The sequence below is a fragment of the Nocardia mikamii NBRC 108933 genome (assembly GCF_001613505.1).
GTDB lineage: Bacteria > Actinomycetota > Actinomycetes > Mycobacteriales > Mycobacteriaceae > Nocardia > Nocardia mikamii.
In genome coordinates this window covers 23,173-42,629 of the sequence record NZ_BDCM01000004.1, presented here as the reverse complement: position 1 = coordinate 42,629, position 19,457 = coordinate 23,173, and the positions used below count along the sequence as shown (strand labels likewise).

General features: G+C 66.4%; 15 protein-coding genes. All 15 read left to right on the top strand.

Features of this window, described 5'->3' with window-relative positions; translation table 11 throughout:
* Positions 1-108 precede the first annotated feature (108 nt).
* The 15 genes from NMI01S_RS05090 to fadD32 all read left to right on the top strand — a co-directional run bounded on the left by NMI01S_RS05090 (position 109) and on the right by fadD32 (position 19,322).
* Positions 109-711: a hypothetical protein gene (locus tag NMI01S_RS05090; RefSeq protein ID WP_062994851.1), complete on the top strand. Its 603-nt coding sequence runs from the start codon at positions 109-111 to the stop codon at positions 709-711.
* Between the two features lie 14 nt (positions 712-725).
* Positions 726-1,232, top strand: coding sequence for a hypothetical protein (locus NMI01S_RS05085; protein ID WP_062994850.1), 507 nt, complete (start codon positions 726-728; stop codon positions 1,230-1,232).
* A gap of 172 nt (positions 1,233-1,404) precedes the next feature.
* On the top strand, positions 1,405-2,607 hold the full coding sequence (gene glf, locus NMI01S_RS05080; protein ID WP_062994849.1) for a UDP-galactopyranose mutase: 1,203 nt from the start codon (positions 1,405-1,407) through the stop codon (positions 2,605-2,607).
* A gap of 37 nt (positions 2,608-2,644) precedes the next feature.
* Positions 2,645-4,576, top strand: a complete 1,932-nt coding sequence (locus NMI01S_RS05075) for a glycosyltransferase (protein WP_062994848.1) — start codon at positions 2,645-2,647, stop codon at positions 4,574-4,576.
* Positions 4,573-5,172, top strand: coding sequence for a phosphatase PAP2 family protein (locus tag NMI01S_RS05070; protein ID WP_084512438.1), 600 nt, complete (start codon positions 4,573-4,575; stop codon positions 5,170-5,172). The genes NMI01S_RS05075 and NMI01S_RS05070 overlap by 4 nt, the downstream gene beginning before the upstream one ends.
* 1 nt (position 5,173) lies before the next feature.
* On the top strand, positions 5,174-6,121 hold the full coding sequence (locus NMI01S_RS05065; RefSeq protein ID WP_062994847.1) for a decaprenyl-phosphate phosphoribosyltransferase: 948 nt from the start codon (positions 5,174-5,176) through the stop codon (positions 6,119-6,121).
* 4 nt (positions 6,122-6,125) lie between these two features.
* Positions 6,126-8,084, top strand: a complete 1,959-nt coding sequence (locus NMI01S_RS05060; protein ID WP_062994846.1) for an arabinofuranosyltransferase AftB family protein — start codon at positions 6,126-6,128, stop codon at positions 8,082-8,084.
* A gap of 282 nt (positions 8,085-8,366) precedes the next feature.
* Positions 8,367-9,377: an alpha/beta hydrolase gene (locus tag NMI01S_RS05055; RefSeq protein ID WP_062994845.1), complete on the top strand. Its 1,011-nt coding sequence runs from the start codon at positions 8,367-8,369 to the stop codon at positions 9,375-9,377.
* Between the two features lie 458 nt (positions 9,378-9,835).
* A complete protein-coding gene (locus tag NMI01S_RS05050; protein ID WP_062994844.1) occupies positions 9,836-10,846 on the top strand; it encodes an alpha/beta hydrolase in 1,011 nt (336 codons plus the stop codon).
* A 491-nt stretch (positions 10,847-11,337) separates the two neighbouring features.
* A complete protein-coding gene (locus NMI01S_RS05045) occupies positions 11,338-12,267 on the top strand; it encodes an alpha/beta hydrolase (protein WP_062994843.1) in 930 nt (309 codons plus the stop codon).
* 233 nt (positions 12,268-12,500) lie between these two features.
* Positions 12,501-14,309 carry an alpha/beta hydrolase-fold protein gene (locus tag NMI01S_RS05040; protein WP_062994842.1) on the top strand — a complete coding sequence of 603 codons (1,809 nt, stop codon included), beginning with the start codon at positions 12,501-12,503 and terminating at the stop codon, positions 14,307-14,309.
* Between the two features lie 143 nt (positions 14,310-14,452).
* Positions 14,453-15,001, top strand: a complete 549-nt coding sequence (locus NMI01S_RS05035; protein ID WP_174554444.1) for a DUF732 domain-containing protein — start codon at positions 14,453-14,455, stop codon at positions 14,999-15,001.
* Entirely contained in the window at positions 14,998-15,984 is a 987-nt protein-coding gene (locus tag NMI01S_RS05030; RefSeq protein WP_062994841.1) for a cutinase family protein, read from the top strand. Before NMI01S_RS05035 ends, NMI01S_RS05030 begins: the two co-directional genes overlap by 4 nt.
* A 138-nt stretch (positions 15,985-16,122) precedes the next feature.
* Positions 16,123-17,157 carry an LLM class F420-dependent oxidoreductase gene (locus NMI01S_RS05025; protein ID WP_062994840.1) on the top strand — a complete coding sequence of 345 codons (1,035 nt, stop codon included), beginning with the start codon at positions 16,123-16,125 and terminating at the stop codon, positions 17,155-17,157.
* Between the two features lie 242 nt (positions 17,158-17,399).
* Positions 17,400-19,322: a long-chain-fatty-acid--AMP ligase FadD32 gene (gene fadD32, locus NMI01S_RS05020; RefSeq protein WP_218020926.1), complete on the top strand. Its 1,923-nt coding sequence runs from the start codon at positions 17,400-17,402 to the stop codon at positions 19,320-19,322.
* Positions 19,323-19,457 lie beyond the last annotated feature (135 nt).

The following is a 19,457-nucleotide window of genomic DNA, read 5'->3' as shown; positions in this document are numbered from 1 at the left end:
GACGATAGGTGACATCCGGTGAGCCGGCCTCCCCCGTGATGCGGGTTCACCTCGTACCGACGTCGTCGGCAGGCGGTAGAGTGCCTGCCCGAGAGAAGGGGGAGGCCGATGAGCTATCCGTACGGGCCCGGCTACGGGGGGAACGGCTATCCGCCGGCGGGCTACCCGCCGCCCGGGTATCCGCCCGCGGGATATCCGGCGCCGGGCTATGCGCCCTACGGTTATCAGGAGCCGCGCCCGAGCGGGGGCGCGGCGATCACCGCGGGAGTCTTCGCACTCCTGCTGGCGTTGCTGGCCGCGTTCGGAATCATCGGATTGCTCAGTGCGGCCAGTAGTGTGAGCCACTCCTACGGCTCCTACCGTTCGCACAGCAGCGGTTCGGCCGACATCTTCTACGTCATGGCCGCGGTCGACGGCCTGATCGCGCTGCTGTGGGCCGTCGGCGCAATCATGCTGATGAACCACAAGAATGCCGGGCGGGTGATGCTGATCCTGCTGTCCTCGCTCGGACTGCTCGGTGGTCTCGCGGGCATCGTGATGGCGCTGGCCAACGGCGTGCCCGCGGCATCGATCGGCGCAATCATCGGACTGCTGTTCGCGGTGCTGATGTTGAGCCTGACGCTGTCCGGTTCGGCGAAGCGGTGGTGCGGCGTGGGCATACCGGCCTATCCGCCGGTGGCCTACTACGGTCAGCCGCCCTACCCGTACTGACAGCGGCAGCGGACATGGCCTATCCGTATTTACAGCCCGGCTACGCGCCGATGCCGCCGAAACCGGGTGGGGGATCGGCGATCACCGCGGCAGTCCTGGCGCTGCTGCAGGGCATCGGGTTGACGGCCTTCTCGATCTTCGGGGCGATCTCGACCCGACAGGATCGCCAGGCCGGAGGCGACTCGACCGGGGATTTCATCGCCTTGGTCCTCTTCGGCTCGCTGTCGGCGATGTTTCTCGTCGGAGCGATCCTGCTGCTGTGCCGGCGGAAGGCCGGTCGATTCATCGTCATCGCGATGACCACGCTGGTCTTGCTAGTGATTCCTGCAATCGCCGTGGTTGCCGCGATCGCGGGGGGTATCGAGAAAACCGACGTCGTGCCGTTCGCCGTGATGCTCGCGATCCTGTTCGTGGTCGAGCTGCCCATTCTCGTGTGCGCCGCGATGAGCTCGACCGGACGTTGGATCGCCGCGCGAACTGACGCCCACTCACTACGAGTCCCCGTCTATCCGTACTACTGAGCCGAACGGTGTCTACGTCAACCCCTGATGACACCCTGGTGAACACCTCTCGGCGCCCCGCGGCGATATTCCGCTACCCCTCCCGGTCCGCGCACGGCCGTGACCACCGTCCCCGCCGGGGAGACCTACGGCGTGCAGACGCGGTGACCGGCTACGGCTACGCTGGGCACCCGTGACCGTCGCAGCTCCCTTCGATCTGATCGTCGTCGGCTCCGGATTCTTCGGGCTGACCGTTGCCGAACGCACCGCCAACCTGCTGGGTAAGCGGGTGCTCGTGATCGAGCGCCGCTACCACCTGGGCGGTAACGCGTATTCGGAGGCGGACCCGGAAACCGGGATCGAAATCCACAAGTACGGTGCTCACCTGTTCCACACCTCCAACAAGCGAGTGTGGGATTACGTCAATCAGTTCACCGAGTTCACCGGTTACCAGCATCGGGTCTTCGCGATGCACAAGGGGCAGGCGTACCAGTTCCCGATGGGGCTGGGTCTGATCTCGCAGTTCTTCGGGCGTTATTTCGGTCCCGAGGAGGCGCGGGCGCTCATCGCGGAGCAGTCCGCCGAGATCGAGACCAAAGATGCCGCGAATCTCGAGGAAAAGGCGATTTCGCTGATCGGCCGCCCGCTGTACGAGGCGTTCGTCCGCGATTACACCGCCAAGCAGTGGCAGACCGACCCCAAGGAGCTGCCCGCCGGCAATATCACCCGGCTGCCCGTGCGATACACCTTCGACAATCGCTATTTCAACGACACCTACGAGGGCCTGCCGGCCAACGGTTACACCGCCTGGCTGGAGAAGATGGCCGAATCGGATCTGATCGAGGTGCGCCTGAATACCGATTGGTTCGAGGTTCGCGACGAAATCCGCGCGCAGAATCCGGACGCGCCCGTCGTCTACACCGGCCCGCTGGACCGCTATTTCGACTACAGCGAGGGTGAACTGGGCTGGCGCACCATCGATTTCGAGACCGAAGTGCTCGAGACCGGCGATTTCCAGGGCACCTCGGTGATGAACTACAACGATGCCGACGTGCCGTTCACCCGCATCATCGAGCCGCGTCATTTCCACCCGGAGCGGGACAGCTATCCGGAGGACAAAACCGTGATCATGCGCGAATTCTCGCGCTTCGCGCAGACCGGCGACGAGCCGTACTACCCGATCAACACCCCGGAGGACCGCGCCAAACTGCTCGCCTACCGCGAGCGGGCGAAGAACGAAACCGCCACGGCCAAGGTGGTTTTCGGCGGACGTCTGGGCACGTACCAGTATCTCGACATGCATATGGCCATCGGCAGCGCGCTGAGCACCTTCGACAACGTGCTGCGCCCGCATCTGGAATCCGGCGCACCGCTCACGGCCGGCGATCCCCAGTAATGTGCCACCGGCCCGTACCGCGGATGCAGGAAGTGAAATGACCGCACAAGTGACCCTCGAGGATATGAGCACCGAGACCCGCGCGAAATCCCTGCTGCAGCGCATCATTCTGCCTCGCCCCGGCGAGCCGCTGGATGTGCGGACGCTGTATCTGGAGGAATCGGCGACGAACGCTCGCCGCGCTCACGCTCCCACGCGCACCTCGCTCTCCATCGGCGCCGAATCCGAAGTGTCGTTCTGCACCTATTTCAACGCGGTCCCGGCCAGTTACTGGCGGCGCTGGACCATTCTGGAATCGGTGGTGCTGCGCCTGGACCTGTCCGGGCACGGCCGGGTGGACGTCTACCGCTCCAAGGCCGACGGATCGCGAATCCATGTGCGCGGCAACGAATTCGCGACGACCGCACCGGCCGATGTCACCACCGTCGAATTCGAGGTCGAGCTGGCGCCGTTCGAGGACGGCGGCTGGATCTGGTTCGACATCACCACCGATTCCGCGGTCGAACTGCGCAGCGGCGGTTGGTACGCGCCGATCGAAGCGCCCGGTGAGGGCAGCATCGCGGTGGGCATGCCGACCTTCAACCGGCCCACCGACTGTGTGAACACCCTCGCCGCCCTCGGCTCCGATCCGCTGGTGCTGGAGAAGATCACGGCCGTGATCATTCCCGATCAGGGCAATCGCAAGGCCGTCGACGAACCCGGATTCGCCGAGGCGGCCGCGGTTCTCGGCGATCGGCTCGCGATTCACGATCAGCCGAATCTCGGCGGTTCCGGCGGTTACAGCCGCGTCATGTACGAGGCGCTGAAAACCACGGACGCGCAATACATCGTCTACATGGACGACGATATCGAGATCGAGCCGGACTGCATTCTGCGCGCGCTGGCCTTCGCCCGCTTCTCCCGCACCCCCACGCTGGTGGGCGGTCAGATGCTGAATCTGCAGGAGCGCTCGCATCTGCACACCATGGGCGAGGTGGTCGACCGCGGTATCTGGATGTGGACCGCGGCGCCGAATGTCGAATACGACCACGATTTCTCGAAGTATCCGCTGCGCGACCGCGACAATTCCAAACTGCTGCACCGGCGCATCGATGTCGATTTCAACGGCTGGTGGACCTGCGTGATCCCGCGCGTGGTGGCCGAGCAGATCGGGCAGCCGCTGCCGCTGTTCCTGAAGTGGGACGACGTGGAATACGGGCTGCGCGCCCGGGCGGCCGGATACCCGACGGTCACGCTGCCGGGTGCGGCGGTCTGGCACATGGCGTGGAGCGACAAGGACGACGCCATCGACTGGCAGGCCTATTTCCACCTGCGCAATCGTCTGGTGGTCGCGGCCCTGCACCTCGGCAACGACGGCCGCCCGATGATCGTGAACACGGTCAAGGCGACGCTGAAACATCTGCTGTGCCTGGAATATTCGACGGTCGCCATTCAGAACCAGGCGATTCGCGATTTCCTCGCCGGGCCGGACAAGTTGTTCGAACTGCTGCCCACCGCACTGGGGCAGGTCGCCACGATGCGGAAGGAATTCCCCGATGCGGTGATCGTCGGCTCCTCGACGGACCTGCCGCTGCCCAGCGGCGCCGATGTGGGTGCGGTCGGTGAACCGTCGAATCCGCTGGCGAAGGTCGTCCGGCTCGGCAAGGGTGTGGTGCACAACCTGCGCAAGGCCAAGACCGAACATCACGACCGCCCGCAGTTGAACGTGCCGACACTGGACGCGCGTTGGTTCCTGCTCTCGCAGGTCGACGGGGTTACCGTGACCACAGCCGACGGGCGTGGTGTGGTGTACCGCAAGCGTGATCCGCGTCAGGCCCGGGAGCTGTTCGCCGAGGCGATGCGGCTGCGCCGGGAACTGGCCGCCCGATTCCCGGAGCTGCGGGAGCGGTACCGTGCCGCACACGCCCGCCTGACCAGCACGGCGGCCTGGGAGAACGCGTTCGGAATCAACACTAGTGAGGACAAATGACCGCCCCAGCCTCCTCCGATCCCGCAGGCGCCCCCCATCTGCAGGTGGTGGCGGACCCCGAGGTGACCAAGCCCGCGGAGGTCAAGATCCTCAACGCGGTGCAGGGCGCCATCGGCACGCCCCCGGTGATCAAGGCCGCGCGCGGGATGTCGCACTTCGGTGAGCACGCGCTCGGCTGGATGGCCATCGGCGCCGCCGGTGCACTGGTCGACAAATCCCGCCGACGCCAGTGGGCCGGGGTCGCGGTCGGCGCCTTCGGAGCGCACGCCGCCTCGGTCGTCATCAAGCGCATCGTCCGGCGCCCGCGCCCGCACGATCCGTCGGTGCAGGTCAACGTGTCGACGCCGAGCAAACTGAGCTTCCCGTCCTCGCACGCCACCTCCACGACGGCGGCGGCCGTGTTGCTCGGGAAGTTGACCGGGCTACCCTTGCCTGCGGTGCTCGTGCCGCCGATGCTGCTCTCCCGGGTCGTTCTGGGAGTGCACTATCCCTCCGACGTGCTCGCCGGATCCGCTCTGGGTGCGGCATCCGCCGCAGCCGTGCTAGCCGCCGAAAAGAGATTCGCCAGTGACCGCACAGGAAAGAACCCTCGCTGATATGAGTGAAGAGCCGACCGGCACCGACCTCGACGAAGCCGTCCTCAAGGGTCCGCCGAAAACGCTGGCCGGCGGAATCGTCAAGGCCGTGCGGCCACGGCAGTGGGTGAAGAACGTCCTCGTGCTGGCGGCGCCGCTGGCCGCCGGTAAGGACGCGGCCTCCGGTGCGTACGTGCTGGCGGATGCGACCGTGGTCGCGCATATCGCGATCGCGTTCGTCGTCTTCTGCATGGCGGCCTCGGGTATCTACCTGGTCAACGACGCGCTCGACGTCGAGGCCGACCGCGCCCACCCCACCAAGCGGTTCCGGCCCATCGCGGCCGGCATCGTGCCGGTGAACCTGGCGTACTCGCTCTCGGCGGTGCTGCTGGTCGGCTCGATCGCGGTGTCGTTCCTGGCGTCCTGGCATCTGGCCGTCGTGATGGCGGTCTACATCGGCATTCAGCTGGCCTACTGCTTCGGCCTGAAACACCAAGCGGTGCTCGACATCTGCATCGTGTCCTCGGGCTTCCTGCTGCGCGCGGTCGCCGGTGGCGCGGCCGCCGATATCCGGCTCTCGCAGTGGTTCCTGCTGATCATGGCCTTCGGCTCGCTGTTCATGGCGGCGGGTAAGCGCTACGCGGAGTTGAAGATCGCGCTCGACACCGGCGCCAAGATCCGCAAGTCGCTGCAGTACTACACACCCACCTACCTGCGCTTCATCTGGACCCTGTCGGCCACCGCGGTGGTGGTCTTCTACGGGTTGTGGGCCTTCGAAACCGATCACAAGCACACCCAGTGGTTCGCGATCTCGATGATCCCGTTTACCATCGCAGTCCTGCGCTACGCGGTCGACGTCGATGGCGGCGAGGCCGGGGAACCCGAAGAGATCGCGCTGGGGGATCGCATATTGCAGCTCCTGGCCATCGCCTGGATCGGAGCGGTAGGTGTCGCTGTCTATCTCACCTGACGAGATGCTGGTAGCGGGAGACGAACACGGGGAGGGGGCAGACGCGGAGTCGTCCGATCGCGCACTACAGCGCGACGGCGATGCCGCGCGCCGCTTTTCGGTGTTCTCCCGCACGGTATTCGTCGGTGGGGTGCTCGTCACCGTCGCGTTGTTCGGTATCGGTGCCTGGCAACGGCGCTGGATCGCCGACGACGGCCTGATCGTCCTGCGCACCGTGCGCAATCTGCTGGCCGGAAACGGCCCGGTCTTCAACACCGGCGAGCGGGTGGAGACCAACACCAGCGCGGCCTGGACCTATGTGATCTGGTTCTTCAGCTGGATCAGCAACGCCCGGCTCGAATACGTCAGTCTGGTTGTCGCGCTGACCCTTTCCCTGCTGGCCGTCGCCTTCGCCATGGTGGGTTCGGCGCGGTTGTGGCGCCCGTTCACCAGCGCCGCGCCGACGCTGCTGCTGCCCGCCGGTGCGCTGGTCTACATCGCCGTTCCGCCGGCCCGCGACTATGCCACCTCGGGCCTGGAGAACTGCCTGGTCATCTTCTGGCTCGGCGTGCTGTGGTGGTTGCTGCTGCGCTGGAGTCAGGACGAGAAGCCCGGTCTGGCACAACTTCTCGTGGCCGGCTTCTGGGCCGGTTTGTGCTGGGTGGTCCGGCCGGAGATGACCGTCATCGGTGGTCTGGCGCTGCTCATGCTGTTCTTCGCGCCGCTGCCGCGTACCCGGTTGCGCCCGATGCTGATTCGCGCGTTGCTGGTGGCGGTCGGCGGCGCGGTGCCGGTCGGTTATCAGATCTGGCGCATGGGCTATTACGGCCTGCCCTATCCGAACACCGCGGTGGCCAAGGAGGCCGGCGGCGCGAAATGGGGTCAGGGCCTGAAATATCTGTGGGATCTGGTCGGCCCGTACTACCTGTGGATTCCGCTGCTGATTCTCGTCGTGGTGGCCGCGGCGCTGGTGCGCGACCGGCTCCGCCGCACGACCGGCGCCACCGCGGCCTCCGATGCCGGGCGATGGGCCCGTCTGCGGCTGTGGCTGCGCTCTCCGGTCGCGGTGGTGACCCTGATGGTCGGCGGCGGCCTGCTGCTGGTGCTGTTCAACATGCGGGTCGGTGGCGACTTCATGCACGGCCGCATGCTGCTGCCGCAGCTGTTCTGCCTGCTGCTGCCGGTGTCGGTGCTGCCGGTCCGGTTGCCGGTCGGCGAACGCTCCGCATGGCTGCGGTGGTCGTTCGCCCTGCCACTGATCGCCTGGGTGGGAACGGTCGGCTGGGCGCTGTTCGCGGCCAACACCACCGCCGACACCTCGGGCGGGCAGATCAGCGCCTCGGGCATCGTGGACGAGCGGATCTACTACGTCCTCAACAGCGGGCACGACCATCCGGTCCTCGCCGAGGACTATCTGGACTATCCGCGCATGCGGGCGATGCTGCAGGACATCGCCGCCGCGCCGGACGGCGGACTGCTGATCAACTCGCCGTCGTTCATGATGTGGTACGTCGCGCCGCCGCCGCTGCCGATTCCGCCCGGTGGGTACGGACACACCGTCTACTTCCTCAACCTGGGCATGACCAGCATGAACGTCCCGTTGAGCGTGCGCGTCATCGACCAGGAGGGCCTGGCCTATCCGCTGGCCGCCCATACCGACCGGCTGGCCGACGGACGTATCGGACACGACAAGAACCTGTATCCCGACTGGGTGGTCGTCGATACCGGTATGGTCGACCAGCATCCGTGGATGCCGTGGTTCCTCGACGAGAAGTGGGTACGCCAGGCGCGGACCGCGCTGTCGTGCCCGGCCACCCAGGATCTGCTGGCCTCCTACCGAGCGCCGCTGACCCGGGATCGGTTCAAGCACAACGTCATCCAGTCGCTGCATTTCGCGAAGTACCGCATCGACCGGGTGCCGAAATACGAGATCCAGCGTTGCCACCTGGTGGACCCGACGACACCGCCCCCGGTGCCGAACTAGACCGCCGACGGCAACGAAGAAGTCGTGTATTAGTCTCGGTTTGATAACGCCGACGTATCGATTTCACGATACGCTCGGTGACGGACGTCCGTCGGGGGCGCATCTCCGCATGCGCACGGGTGATCATTCGCAGAGAAGAACAGCGGTCGGACGGGCCGCGCTACGGGAAAGGCCGGACAGGGTATGCGAGGCGTGACTGTGCGATGGGTGCAGCAGAGACGTCGGAGACGGTCGCAGCAGCCGTCGGCGCCTCATCGAACCGGATGGCTCAAGCGGTCCGCGGTGGGTGTTGCCTTGGCGACGTTGCTGCCGTTCGGGGTGTCGGTGGCAGAGGCCGGACACGCCGCCGCGGCGTTCAATCCGACGGGTATCGACTTCTGGGTCGATTCGTCGATGGGCCCGATCAAGTCGCGCATCTTCCGTGCGGCCGACGGCAGCACCGGACGGGTGGTGTACGCCCTCGACGGTATGCGCGCCCAGGGCGACATCAGCGGCTGGGAGAAGGAAACCAACATCATCCCGGCGTTGGTGAACGCCAACATCAACGTGGTGATGCCGGTCGGCGGCCCGTCGAGCTTCTACGCCGACTGGAACGCGCCGAGCAACTTCTTCGGAATCGATACCGGTTCGGTCGGCTCGTCCGGTTCGGCCTCGACCGGCTCCGCGATGACCGGTTCCTCGAACTACAACGAGACGCTGGGCAAGGTCAACACCTACAAGTGGGAAAGCTTCCTCACCCAGGATCTGCCCAACGCCCTGAGCGCGCGGATGGGCTTCAGTTCGCACCGCAACGGCGTCTTCGGCCTGTCGATGGGTGGTAGCGCCGCCCTGACGCTGGCCGCGTACCACCCGGACCAGTTCAGCTACGCCGGCTCGTTCTCGGGTTACCTGAACATCTCGGCGCCCGGTATGCGTGAGGCCATGCGCGTGGCGATGCTGAGCGCCGGTGGGTACAACATCGATGCGATGGCACCGCCGTGGGGCCCGCAGTGGTTGCGGATGGATCCGTTCGTGTTCGCACCGCGGTTGAAGGCCAACAACACTCGACTGTGGGTCGCGGCCGGCAGCGGCATTCCGTCGCCGCAGGACGCGGTCGCCCCGCTCGACATCATCCAGGGGTCACCGCTGGAGGCCTTGGCGCTGGCCAACACCCGCGCCTTCCAGGTACGCATGATGACCCTGGGCGCCGGCAACGTCACCTACGACTTCCCGAACGTGGGTGTGCACAACTGGCACAACTGGGAGGACGAGGTCTACCGGATGCTTCCGGATATGTCGGCCAATATCGGCTGATATCAGCACGACTCGCAGCCCCGCGGCGGACTTCCGCTGCGGGGCTGTGTCGTATCCGGAGTCGGCGCTGCCGTGCCGAGTCGGATCGGCACGAGAACCGCTCGCGAAACTGCCGCAAGCTGGGTATTTGCTCCGAATGAGCGCCGCGGCCCGGCGAAACCGCCTTCCCGCACAGTGTGTGCCGCAGATCACCTTTCGGACTATTTCCGTGTTGAATCATTCGGTCGCGCTACCGGATCACCGATACTCGATTGGTATCGAAGAACCCTCAGTACAGCGGCGAGGGCCCTCGCCGGAACGCTTGTGTCTGTGTTGTCCGGAATGAGCGGTGGCTCGTGCGGTGTGGGATCGGGTGCGGCCGCCGCTTCAGGTGAAAGGTCGTGTCGATGCGATTTGCGCACAGGAAGCGGTCACTCGGAGGTCGGTCCGGTTCGTGGCTCAGGCGCTCGGCGCTGGGCATGGCATTGGCACTGTTGCTGCCCCTGGGGGTTTCGGTACTCGGCGACGGCGCGAGCGCGTCGGCGGCATTCGACCCGTCGGGGTTCGACTTCTGGGTGGATTCGCCGGTCATGGGTGCGGTCAAGTCCAGGGTTTTCCGGGCCAAGGACGGCAACACCGATCGCGTGGTCTACGCGCTCGACGGTTTGCGTGCCCCGCAGACACTCAACGGCTGGGAGATCGAGACGAATGTCGCGCAGGTCCTGACCGATTGGAATATCAACGTCGTCATGCCGGTCGGCGGCCAATCCAGTTTCTACGCCGACTGGAATGCGCCCAGCTCGTTCTTCGGCGCCCCGCCGAGCAATTTCGGTTCCGTCAACACCGGATCCGGCGCGACCGAGACATTCCTGGGTGGGCCGGGCAAGGACTACCGCTACGACTGGGAGTCGTTCCTGACCGTCCAGTTGCGTAATGCCCTGCGGGACCGGCTCGGCTTCCGGACCAGCCGCAACGGTGCGTTCGGATTGTCGATGGGTGGTAGCGCCGCGCTGACGCTGGCGGCGTATCACCCGGACCAGTTCAGCTTCGCCGGGTCGTTCTCGGGCTATCTGAACAATTCCGCTCCCGGTATGCGCGAGGCGATTCGGATGGCGATGATCGACGCGGGCGGTTACAACGTCGATTCGATGGCTCCGCCGTGGGGCCCGCAGTGGCTGCGGATGGACCCGTTCGTCTTCGCGCCGCGCCTGATCGCGAACAACACCCGGCTCTGGATCGCCGCCGGCAGCGGCGTCCCGTCGCCGGAGGACCTGGGCCTGCCACTGCCTGCGGCCGCCGACCACATCATGCGCGGTGCGCCGCTGGAGGTGCTGGCGTTGGCGAATACCCGGGCTTTCCAGGTGCGGATGATGACACTGGGCGCGACCAACGTGGTGTATTCGTTCCCCAATGTCGGTGTGCACGACTGGTTCAACTGGCAAGCCGAGGCATACCGCATGATTCCGGACCTTTCGGCGAATATCGGCTGAACATCCGAGCACCTCGGGCCCCGGCCGAAACCGCCGGGGCCCGAGTCATGTTCGGCGTTTCCTGGTGAAATTCACCAGCGCAGTAGTTGATTCGTCATTTCACGCTGTCATTTCCGGGCGGACGCGATAGGGTCACTGCACGATTACGAATGGCGCACGGGCGGATTTCAGCCACCCGGCGGGGTCCGTGTTGCTAACGATTGGGCGGTCGAATATCGTCCAGCGAGCGCAAGTGTGACCGTTCGTAGCCGCGGCGTCGCTCATGTCGAAAGGTCGGGTTCGACGTGGGTGCAGATCATGCCGTCGCTGACGGATGTGGTCGTGGCGCGGCGACAACAGCAGACAGCAGCAGAAAGAGAGCAGTATCCATGCGTTTCGGCAGGTCGGCCGCGCCGGTTTCGCATTCGGCGCTCGCGCCGGAGTCAGCCCCCAGAGGGCGGCGAGGCGCTCAGCGTGGTTGGCGCACACGTCTTCTCGCTGCGGGTGCCGCGATGGCACTCCCCATCGCGGCGGGCATCATGGCTCCGGCCGCCATCGCCGCTCCCGTTCACGCACCCGTGCACCAGACTCCCGCGGGTGGCTACGACGAACTGATGGTTCCGTCGAGCATGGGCCCCATCAAGGTGCAGGTGCAGTGGGCGCGCAACGGCGGTAACGCCGCGCTGCTGCTGCTGGACGGACTGCGTGCTCGCGACGACCGCAACGCCTGGTCGTTCGAGACCAACGCGCAGCAGATGTTCGGCAACGACAACGTCACCCTGGTGATGCCGGTGGGTGGCCAGTCCAGCTGGTACGCCGACTGGCAGGGCCCGAGCAACACCAACGGCCAGAAGTTCACCTACAAGTGGGAAACCTTCCTCACCAAGGAACTTCCGGACTTCCTCGGCAATTACGGCGTTTCGCGGACCAACTACGCGGTCGCCGGTCTGTCGATGAGTGGTCCGGCGGCGTTGCGCTTGGCGGCATTCCACCGCGACCAGTTCAAGTACGCGGCCTCGTTCTCGGGCCCGCTGAACTGGAACGCCCCGGGTATGCGCGAGGCGATTCGCGTGATGATGCTCGATGCCGGCCGCTTCAACGTCGACTCGATGGCCGCGCCGTGGAGCCCGCAGTGGCTGCGTTCGGACCCGATGGTGTTCGCGCCGCAGCTGCGCGGTCTGCCGATGTACATCTCGGCCGCCAGTGGTCTGCCGGGTCAGTACGACCACCCGAACGGCCTTGTCGGCGCGTTCAACACCGGTAACGCCATGGGCATCGAGCTGATCTCGATGGTCAGCACCCACTCGTTCAAGGCTCGACTGGACTCGCTGGGCATTCCGGCCGCCTACGACTTCCCGCCCACCGGCACCCACGCCTGGCTCTACTGGCAGGACGAGCTGGCCAAGGCGCGCACGGGCATCCTGGCCGCACTGAACGCCTGATCAAGGGCCGCAACAGCAACTGAACTCGGCGCCGCGCAGATCCGATCTGCGCGGCGCCGACATGTTGCGGGCGGTCGCAGGTTGCCTTGTGTCCTGCCATTTCTCAGGTTTGCTGTCCGCGCGTCCTACCGCCTCGAGCGGTCTCGGCGCGGTACAACACTCCTGTGGCAGGTGTGGTTTCCGGTAGCCGGGGGACGCAGCGTCGCAGCCGATGGAGCAGGCGACGGCTGGCGATGCTGGCCGCCGCCGTGGTCGTGCCGATCGCGTCCGGGATCACGGTCGCGCCGCTCCCGGCATTCGCCGAACCCGCCGCGGTGCCGGCTCCGGCCGGGGCGACCGTCGAGAAGGTCGTCTGGCTGACCGACCGTCGCGTCGCGCTGTGGGTGAACTCGCCGTCCATGGGTTCGCCGGTCCAGGTGCAACTGCTGCTGGCCCGGGACTGGAATTCCCGCCCGGACGCGCGATTCCCGCTGCTGTTCATGCTCGACGGCCTGCGTGCCCAGGACGACGAGAGCGGCTGGACCAAGGATGCCGGCGCGGTCGACTTCTACGCCGACAAGAACGTCACCGTGGTCCTGCCGATCGGCGGCCAGTCGAGCTTCTATTCCGACTGGGTGCAGCAGGACAACGGCAGGAACTACAAGTGGGAAACCTTCCTGACCAAGGAACTGCCGCCCCTGCTGGAGAGCCAGTGGCGTGCCACCGATGCCCATGGGGTGGAGGGGCTTTCGATGGGCGGCACGGCCGCGATGTTCCTGGCGGGGCGCAATCCCGGCTGGGTGAAGTACGCGGCCTCCTATTCGGGCTTCCTGACCACCACGAGTGTCGGTATGCCACAGGCGATCATGTTCGCCATGCGCGATGCCGGCGGATTCGACGCCAACGCCATGTGGGGTCCGCCGACGGATGCCGAGTGGTCCGAACACGATCCGTATCAGCTGGCGCCCAAACTGAAGGGCATCAGCATGTACGTCTCCGCCGGCAGCGGCACCACGGGCGCCTACGACAAACCGTCCGACATCCCGGGCATCAGCACCAACTACGCCGGGATGGGCCTGGAGATGCTGTCCCGGTTGACCAGCCAGAACTTCGTCGACAAGCTGAACAAGCTGTCGATTCCGGTACAGGCCAATTACCGTCCCTCCGGCACACATTCGTGGCCCTACTGGGATTTCGAGATGCGTCAGTCGTGGCCGCAGGCCGCGGCCGCGCTCGGCGTGGAGGCCGGCAAACCTGCCTGCGCGGTGAACGGCGCGGTCGCCGCGGCCGTGCAGATCGACACCTGGCTGGGTGACTGCGTCACCGGCGAGTACCAGGTGGCCAACGGCAGCGCGCAGGACTTCAAGGGCGGCCGGATGTTCTGGTCGCAGGCCACCGGCGCCCATGCCGTAGCGGGGGCGATCGGCGGGACCTATCAGGCGACGGGCGGACCGGGTGGCCCGCTGGGCCTGCCCACCTACGCCGAACAGCCGCTGCCGGACGGGCAGGGCCGCTTCCAGACTTTCCAGGGGGGTTCGGTGTACTGGTCGCCGCAGACGGGCGCCCAGGTGATCCGCGGGGCGATTCTGGCCGAATGGGAGCGGCAGGGCTTCGAACGCGGCCCCGCCGGCTATCCGATCGGGCCGGAGGCCAGGACGCCGAACAAGGACGGCGTGGTGCAGGGGTTCCAGGGCGGGCCGATGTACTTCAGCGACAAGACCGGGGCGCACCGGGTGCAGGGCCTGATCCTCGGCAAGTATGCGCAGATGGGCTTCGAGAACAGCTGGCTGGGTTTCCCGGCGGCCGAGGAGCAGCCGACCAAGGATCTCGGCCGCTACAGCAAATTCGAGAGCGGCAATATCTACTGGAGTCCGCTCTCCGGGGCGTGGGCCGTGCGCAACGGCCCGATCATGGACGCGTGGGGACAGCAGGGCTTCGAGAACGGCAAACTCGGCTACCCGATCAGTGACGAGTTCCCGGTCCCCGGCGGCGTCCAGCAGAATTTCCAGACCGGATTCGTCGTCGTGCGCGACGGCAAACCCCCCGAGGTGCACGGGGCCTAGGGCGATAAATCACCTTTAAGTGGTTGATGAGGGTTCCGGACATGGGATCCCTGTCCGCGCCGGTTGCCGTTAACCTGGAGCGCGACCTGCTAGGCCTTGGAAGAAGCTCTAGCCTTTAGCGAACTAGATCGAGGACACGATTCATGCTTCGGACCCGTCCGGTCGGAGAACGGTACATCGCTGGTGGCAAGGTCGCCGGCATCATGGTCGCGCTGGCGGCGACCGGATTACTGGCCGCCTGCGGCGGTAACGATTCCACGGCGTCGAGCACGCCCACGTTGAAGCCATCCACCACGACCGCCACGGTTCCGGCGGCACAGGGCGCGCCGACCACCGCGCCGGCGGCGCCCGAGCCCAGCCAGGAGCAGGCCCCGGCCACCAGCACCGCGAACGAACGTCCCGAGCCGGCGCAGCCGAACGCGGGCGACAACACGCAGCTGTCGGCGAAGGATCAGGCCTATCTGGACGAGTTGAAGAAGCGCGGGGTGAATCCCTCCAGCCCGGACATCGCGATCACCGCGGCCAATTACGTCTGCCAGAGCAAGGCGAGCGGCGCCTCCGATCAAGAGGTCAAGACGTTCGTGAACGCGATGGCGGGCACCGACCCGTCCTTCGATCCGCAGAAGATGTCGGTTGAACAGGCGGGCCAGATCTACATCGACGTCGCGACCCAGTCCTACTGCAACAAGTGAACGCGCGACGTCGTTCCGGATATGCGGGGGGCGGCGGCAACCGGCGGCCGGGTTGTCTGCTGTTCGTGCTGATCGCGGTCCTGGTTGCGATCGTGGCGCTGGTGCTGTGGTTCGTGCTCGCGGGCCGGTTGCACGTCCCGAAGCCGGGACCGTCGAAGCCGGGTAAGCCCGCCAGCCAGCCGGCGTCCTGCCCGGATGTGCAGTTACTGGCGATTCCCGGTACCTGGGAGTCGAACAGTAACGACGATCCGCACGATCCGACGGCCAATCCGGCGTCGCTGATGCTGCATGTGACCAACCCCGTGCGGCAGCAGTTCCCGGAGTCCCGGCTCGACGTCTACACCGTTCCCTACGTCGCGCAATTCTCGAATCCGATCGCGATTCCGCCGGACGGTCAGTCGTCCTACAACAACAGCCGGTCCGAGGGCACCCAGCGTGCGCTGGCGGAACTGACCGATATGTCGAAGAACTGCCCGCTCACGAACTATGTGATCGCCGGATTCTCCCAGGGCGCCGTGATCGCCGGTGATATCGCGGCGCAGATCGGCGCCGGGCAGGGCCCGGTCGCCGCCGACCAGGTTCTCGGCGTCACACTGATCGCCGACGGCCGTCGCGTGAGCGGCCCCGGGCAGGCCGGTGAGATCGGGATCTCCCCGCCCGGCGTGGGCGCGGAGGTCGCGCTGAAGGGCCTGTCGGTTCCGGGCATCACGATGACCGGGCCGCGCGGCGGGTTCGGTGCGCTCGCCGGGCGCACGAACACCATCTGCGCTCCCGGGGACCTGATCTGCGATGCCCCGCCGCAGGCGCTTAATCCGCTGAATATCGTGCCCAGCCTGATGACCCTGGTGCATGCCGTCGGCAATCCGGTGCACAGTCTCTACAACACCTTCCAGGTGGACGATCAGGGCACCACCGCCACCCAGTGGGCGGCCGCCTGGGCCGAGGGTTTGATCAAGGACGCCCCCCACCCGCCGCACGGCTGACAACCGGCGGTGACCGCGGCCGCCGGAGGTCCCCGAAAAAAAGTAAACCCGAGGGTCACTCAGATTTTGGTGAAGGCTGTAAAGTGCAGCGATGATCGCGCCACAGCGCACATCCGCACAGCCAGGAGCAGAGAGTTCATGACAGAAGCCGCCGCCGCCGGCGCGACCAGCGGTGTCGAGATGACAGCGCTGGGTGTTCCGGCGCGCGCGTTCCGATTCGCTGCTGCAGGTGAGGGAAATCAGCAGGAGGGCGGTGCGCGGAAATTCGTCAAGCTCGCCCAGCAGGCCGAGGAATACGGATACGACTCCTTCGCGATTCCGGACCACCTCGGCCCCCAGGTCGGGCCGATCGCCGCGCTCGGCGCGCTCGCCGTGGCCACCGACCGTATCCGGATCGGAACCTCGGTGCTGGCCAACGGTTTCCGGCATCCGGTGGTGCTGGCCAAGGACGCCGCGACGATCGATGTGCTCTCGCGCGGGCGGCTCGAACTCGGTGTCGGCGCGGGCTGGATCAAGAGCGAATTCGACGCCGCCGGCCTGCCCTACGAATCGCCCGGCGTGCGATTGGAGAAGCTGGACGAGGCGCTGACCATTCTCGACGTGCTCCTGCGCGGGCAGGAATGCCATTTCGAGGGCAAGCACTATCAGGTGCGTGGCATCAAGGGCACGCCGCGGCCGCGGCAGGGCCCGCGTCCGCCGCTGGTGACCGGCGGTGGCGGCCCCAAGATGTTGCGGCTGGCCGCCAAGCACGCCGACATCATCTCGGTGGTGCCGCGCACGACCAAGACCGGTAAGGGCCTGCTGTCGGGAATCACCCTCGAGAAGACCATCGAGAAGGTGAATCTCATCAAGGAGGCCGCCGGGGACCGGTTCCCCGACATCGAACTCAACTGGACCGTCACCGCCGTCGTGATCACCGACGATCGCGAGCGTACGGCCGAGATGGCGTTGGCCGCCCTCGACAAGGGTTTGCACCCGGATCTCGAGGTCGATGTCCAGCTGTCGGTGGAAGACATCCTGAATTCGCCCTATGTGGCCATCGGCACATTCGAGGAGATCGCCGAGCAGATCCGTAACGTGCGGCGATTGACATCGATGTCCTATGTCGGAGTGTTTCCGACCCAGATGGATGCTTTCGCACCGGTGATCCCCTTGCTGCGAGAGGAGCCGTAGCGAGTCGCCACCGTGCAGGCCGGGGAATCGTTCGGCTCGCTCCGGAGACCGCTTCGGGGCCTGCTCTGTAACATGTCCCTGGCTCGAGTACATCTAGCCGATAGGTGGTCACCGCGCAGACCACCGGAAAAAGCTGCAGGCAAGCTCTCGCACCACAGAGCGCCCGCGGGTGAAAGAGAGTCGGGGCCTCACAGGTAACAGCGGCCATGTCGCCGTGCTGCGTGTGCCTCGGAGGAGAAGGAATGACGGACGAGACTTTCGACGATTACCTGGACGAAACCGGGAACATCACAATTCCCGAGGGCCGCACCCTGGTCGATTACGTCGAGAAGCACACCCGCAACGATGCGAACGATCTTGCGTATCGCTATATCGACTACTCCCGCGAGCGCGACGGGGAGTACCAGGACCTGACCTGGAAGGAATTCGGCGTCCGGCTGCGCGCGGTGGCCGCTCGCCTGCAACAGGTGACCGAACCGGGCGACCGGGTGGCGATTCTGGCGCCGCAGGGCCTGGACTATGTGATCTCCTTCTTCGCCGCCATCTACGCCGGCACCATCGCCGTGCCGCTGTTCGATCCGGACGAGCCGGGCCACACCGACCGGTTGCACGCCGTACTGGGCGACTGCAAGCCGTCGGCGATTCTGACGGCCAGCTCCTCGGCCGCCGGCGTGCGCCAGTTCTTCCGGCCGCTGCCGGCCGCGCAGCGTCCGCGCATCATCGCCGTCGACGCCGTGCCCGACACCCTCGGCGAGTCCTGGGTGCGGCCGGATCTGGCCGTCGACGACATCGCCTACCTGCAGTACACCTCGGGTTCGACCCGGACTCCGGCCGGTGTGGAGATCACCCACCGCGCGGTCGGCACCAACCTGCTGCAGATGGTCAACGCCATCAACCTGGACTGGAATTCGCGCGGTGTCACCTGGCTGCCGCTCTACCACGACATGGGCCTGCTGTGCGTGATCCTGCCGGCCATCGGCGGCAAGTACATCACCATCATGTCGCCGAGCGCCTTCGTCCGGCGCCCGGGCCGCTGGATCTCCGAGCTCGCCGCGGTGTCCGACGGCGCCGGCACCTTCGCCGCCGCTCCGAACTTCGCCTTCGAGCACGCCGCGGCGCGCGGTCTGCCGAAGAACGGCGAAACGCTGGATCTGTCGAACGTGATCGGCCTGATCAACGGCAGTGAGCCGGTGACCACCTCGTCGATGAAGAAGTTCAACGACGCCTTCGCCCCCTACGGGCTGCCGAAGACCGCGATCAAGCCCTGCTACGGCATGGCCGAGGCGACGCTGTTCGTCTCCGCGACGCGGGCCGAGGACGAGGCCAAGGTCATCTACGTCGACCGCAACGAGCTCAACGCCGGACGTGTGGTGAAGGTCGACCAGGGCGCGCCGAACGCTATCGCGCAGGTGAGCTGTGGCTACATCGCGCTGTCGCAGTGGGCCGCGATCGTCGACCCGGAATCGATCGACGATCCCGAGGGCGCTCAGGAACTGCCCGAGGGCCGCGTCGGCGAAATCTGGTTGCACGGCAACAACATCGGCATCGGCTACTGGGGTCGCGAGGAGGAAACTCGCAAGACCTTCAAGAATCTGCTGACCAACCGCCAGCCCGAGGGCTCGCACGCGGCGGGCACCCCCGACGACGCGATCTGGCTGCGCACCGGCGACTACGGCGTCTACGTCGACGGCGAACTGTACATCACCGGCCGCGTCAAGGACCTGGTGATCGTCGACGGCCGCAACCACTACCCGCAGGATCTGGAGTTCTCCGCGCAGGAGGCCAGCAAGATGCTGCGCCCGGGCTTCATCGCGGCGTTCTCGGTGCCGGCGAATCAGCTGCCGGCCGAGGTCTTCGCCGCGGACAGCCACGCCGGGCTGAAGTACGACGCCGACGATGCCTCCGAGCAGTTGGTGATCGTGGCCGAGCGGGGTCCGGGCGCGCACAAGGCCGACCCACAGCCGATCGCCGACGCGGTGCGCGGTGCGCTGTCGCAGCGTCACGGCGTGACCGTGCGCGACGTGCTGCTGGTGCCCGCGGGTTCGATTCCGCGTACCTCGAGCGGCAAGCTGGCGCGCCGGGCGTGCCGGGCCGCGTATCTGGAGGGCACTCTGCGCGGTGGTTATCAGCAGCAGGCCTTCCCCGACGCACCGGACGAAGAGTAAGTCGTGCTCCCGGTGATTTCCCACCGTGCCGAGATCGGGGTTTCTCGTCGCCCCGGCCGGTCCGTTGGTCGCTGTGACGTGCCCGTTCGACGGGTCGGCCGGCATCCGGCGGCGGTGTGGAATCGCCGGGGGAAC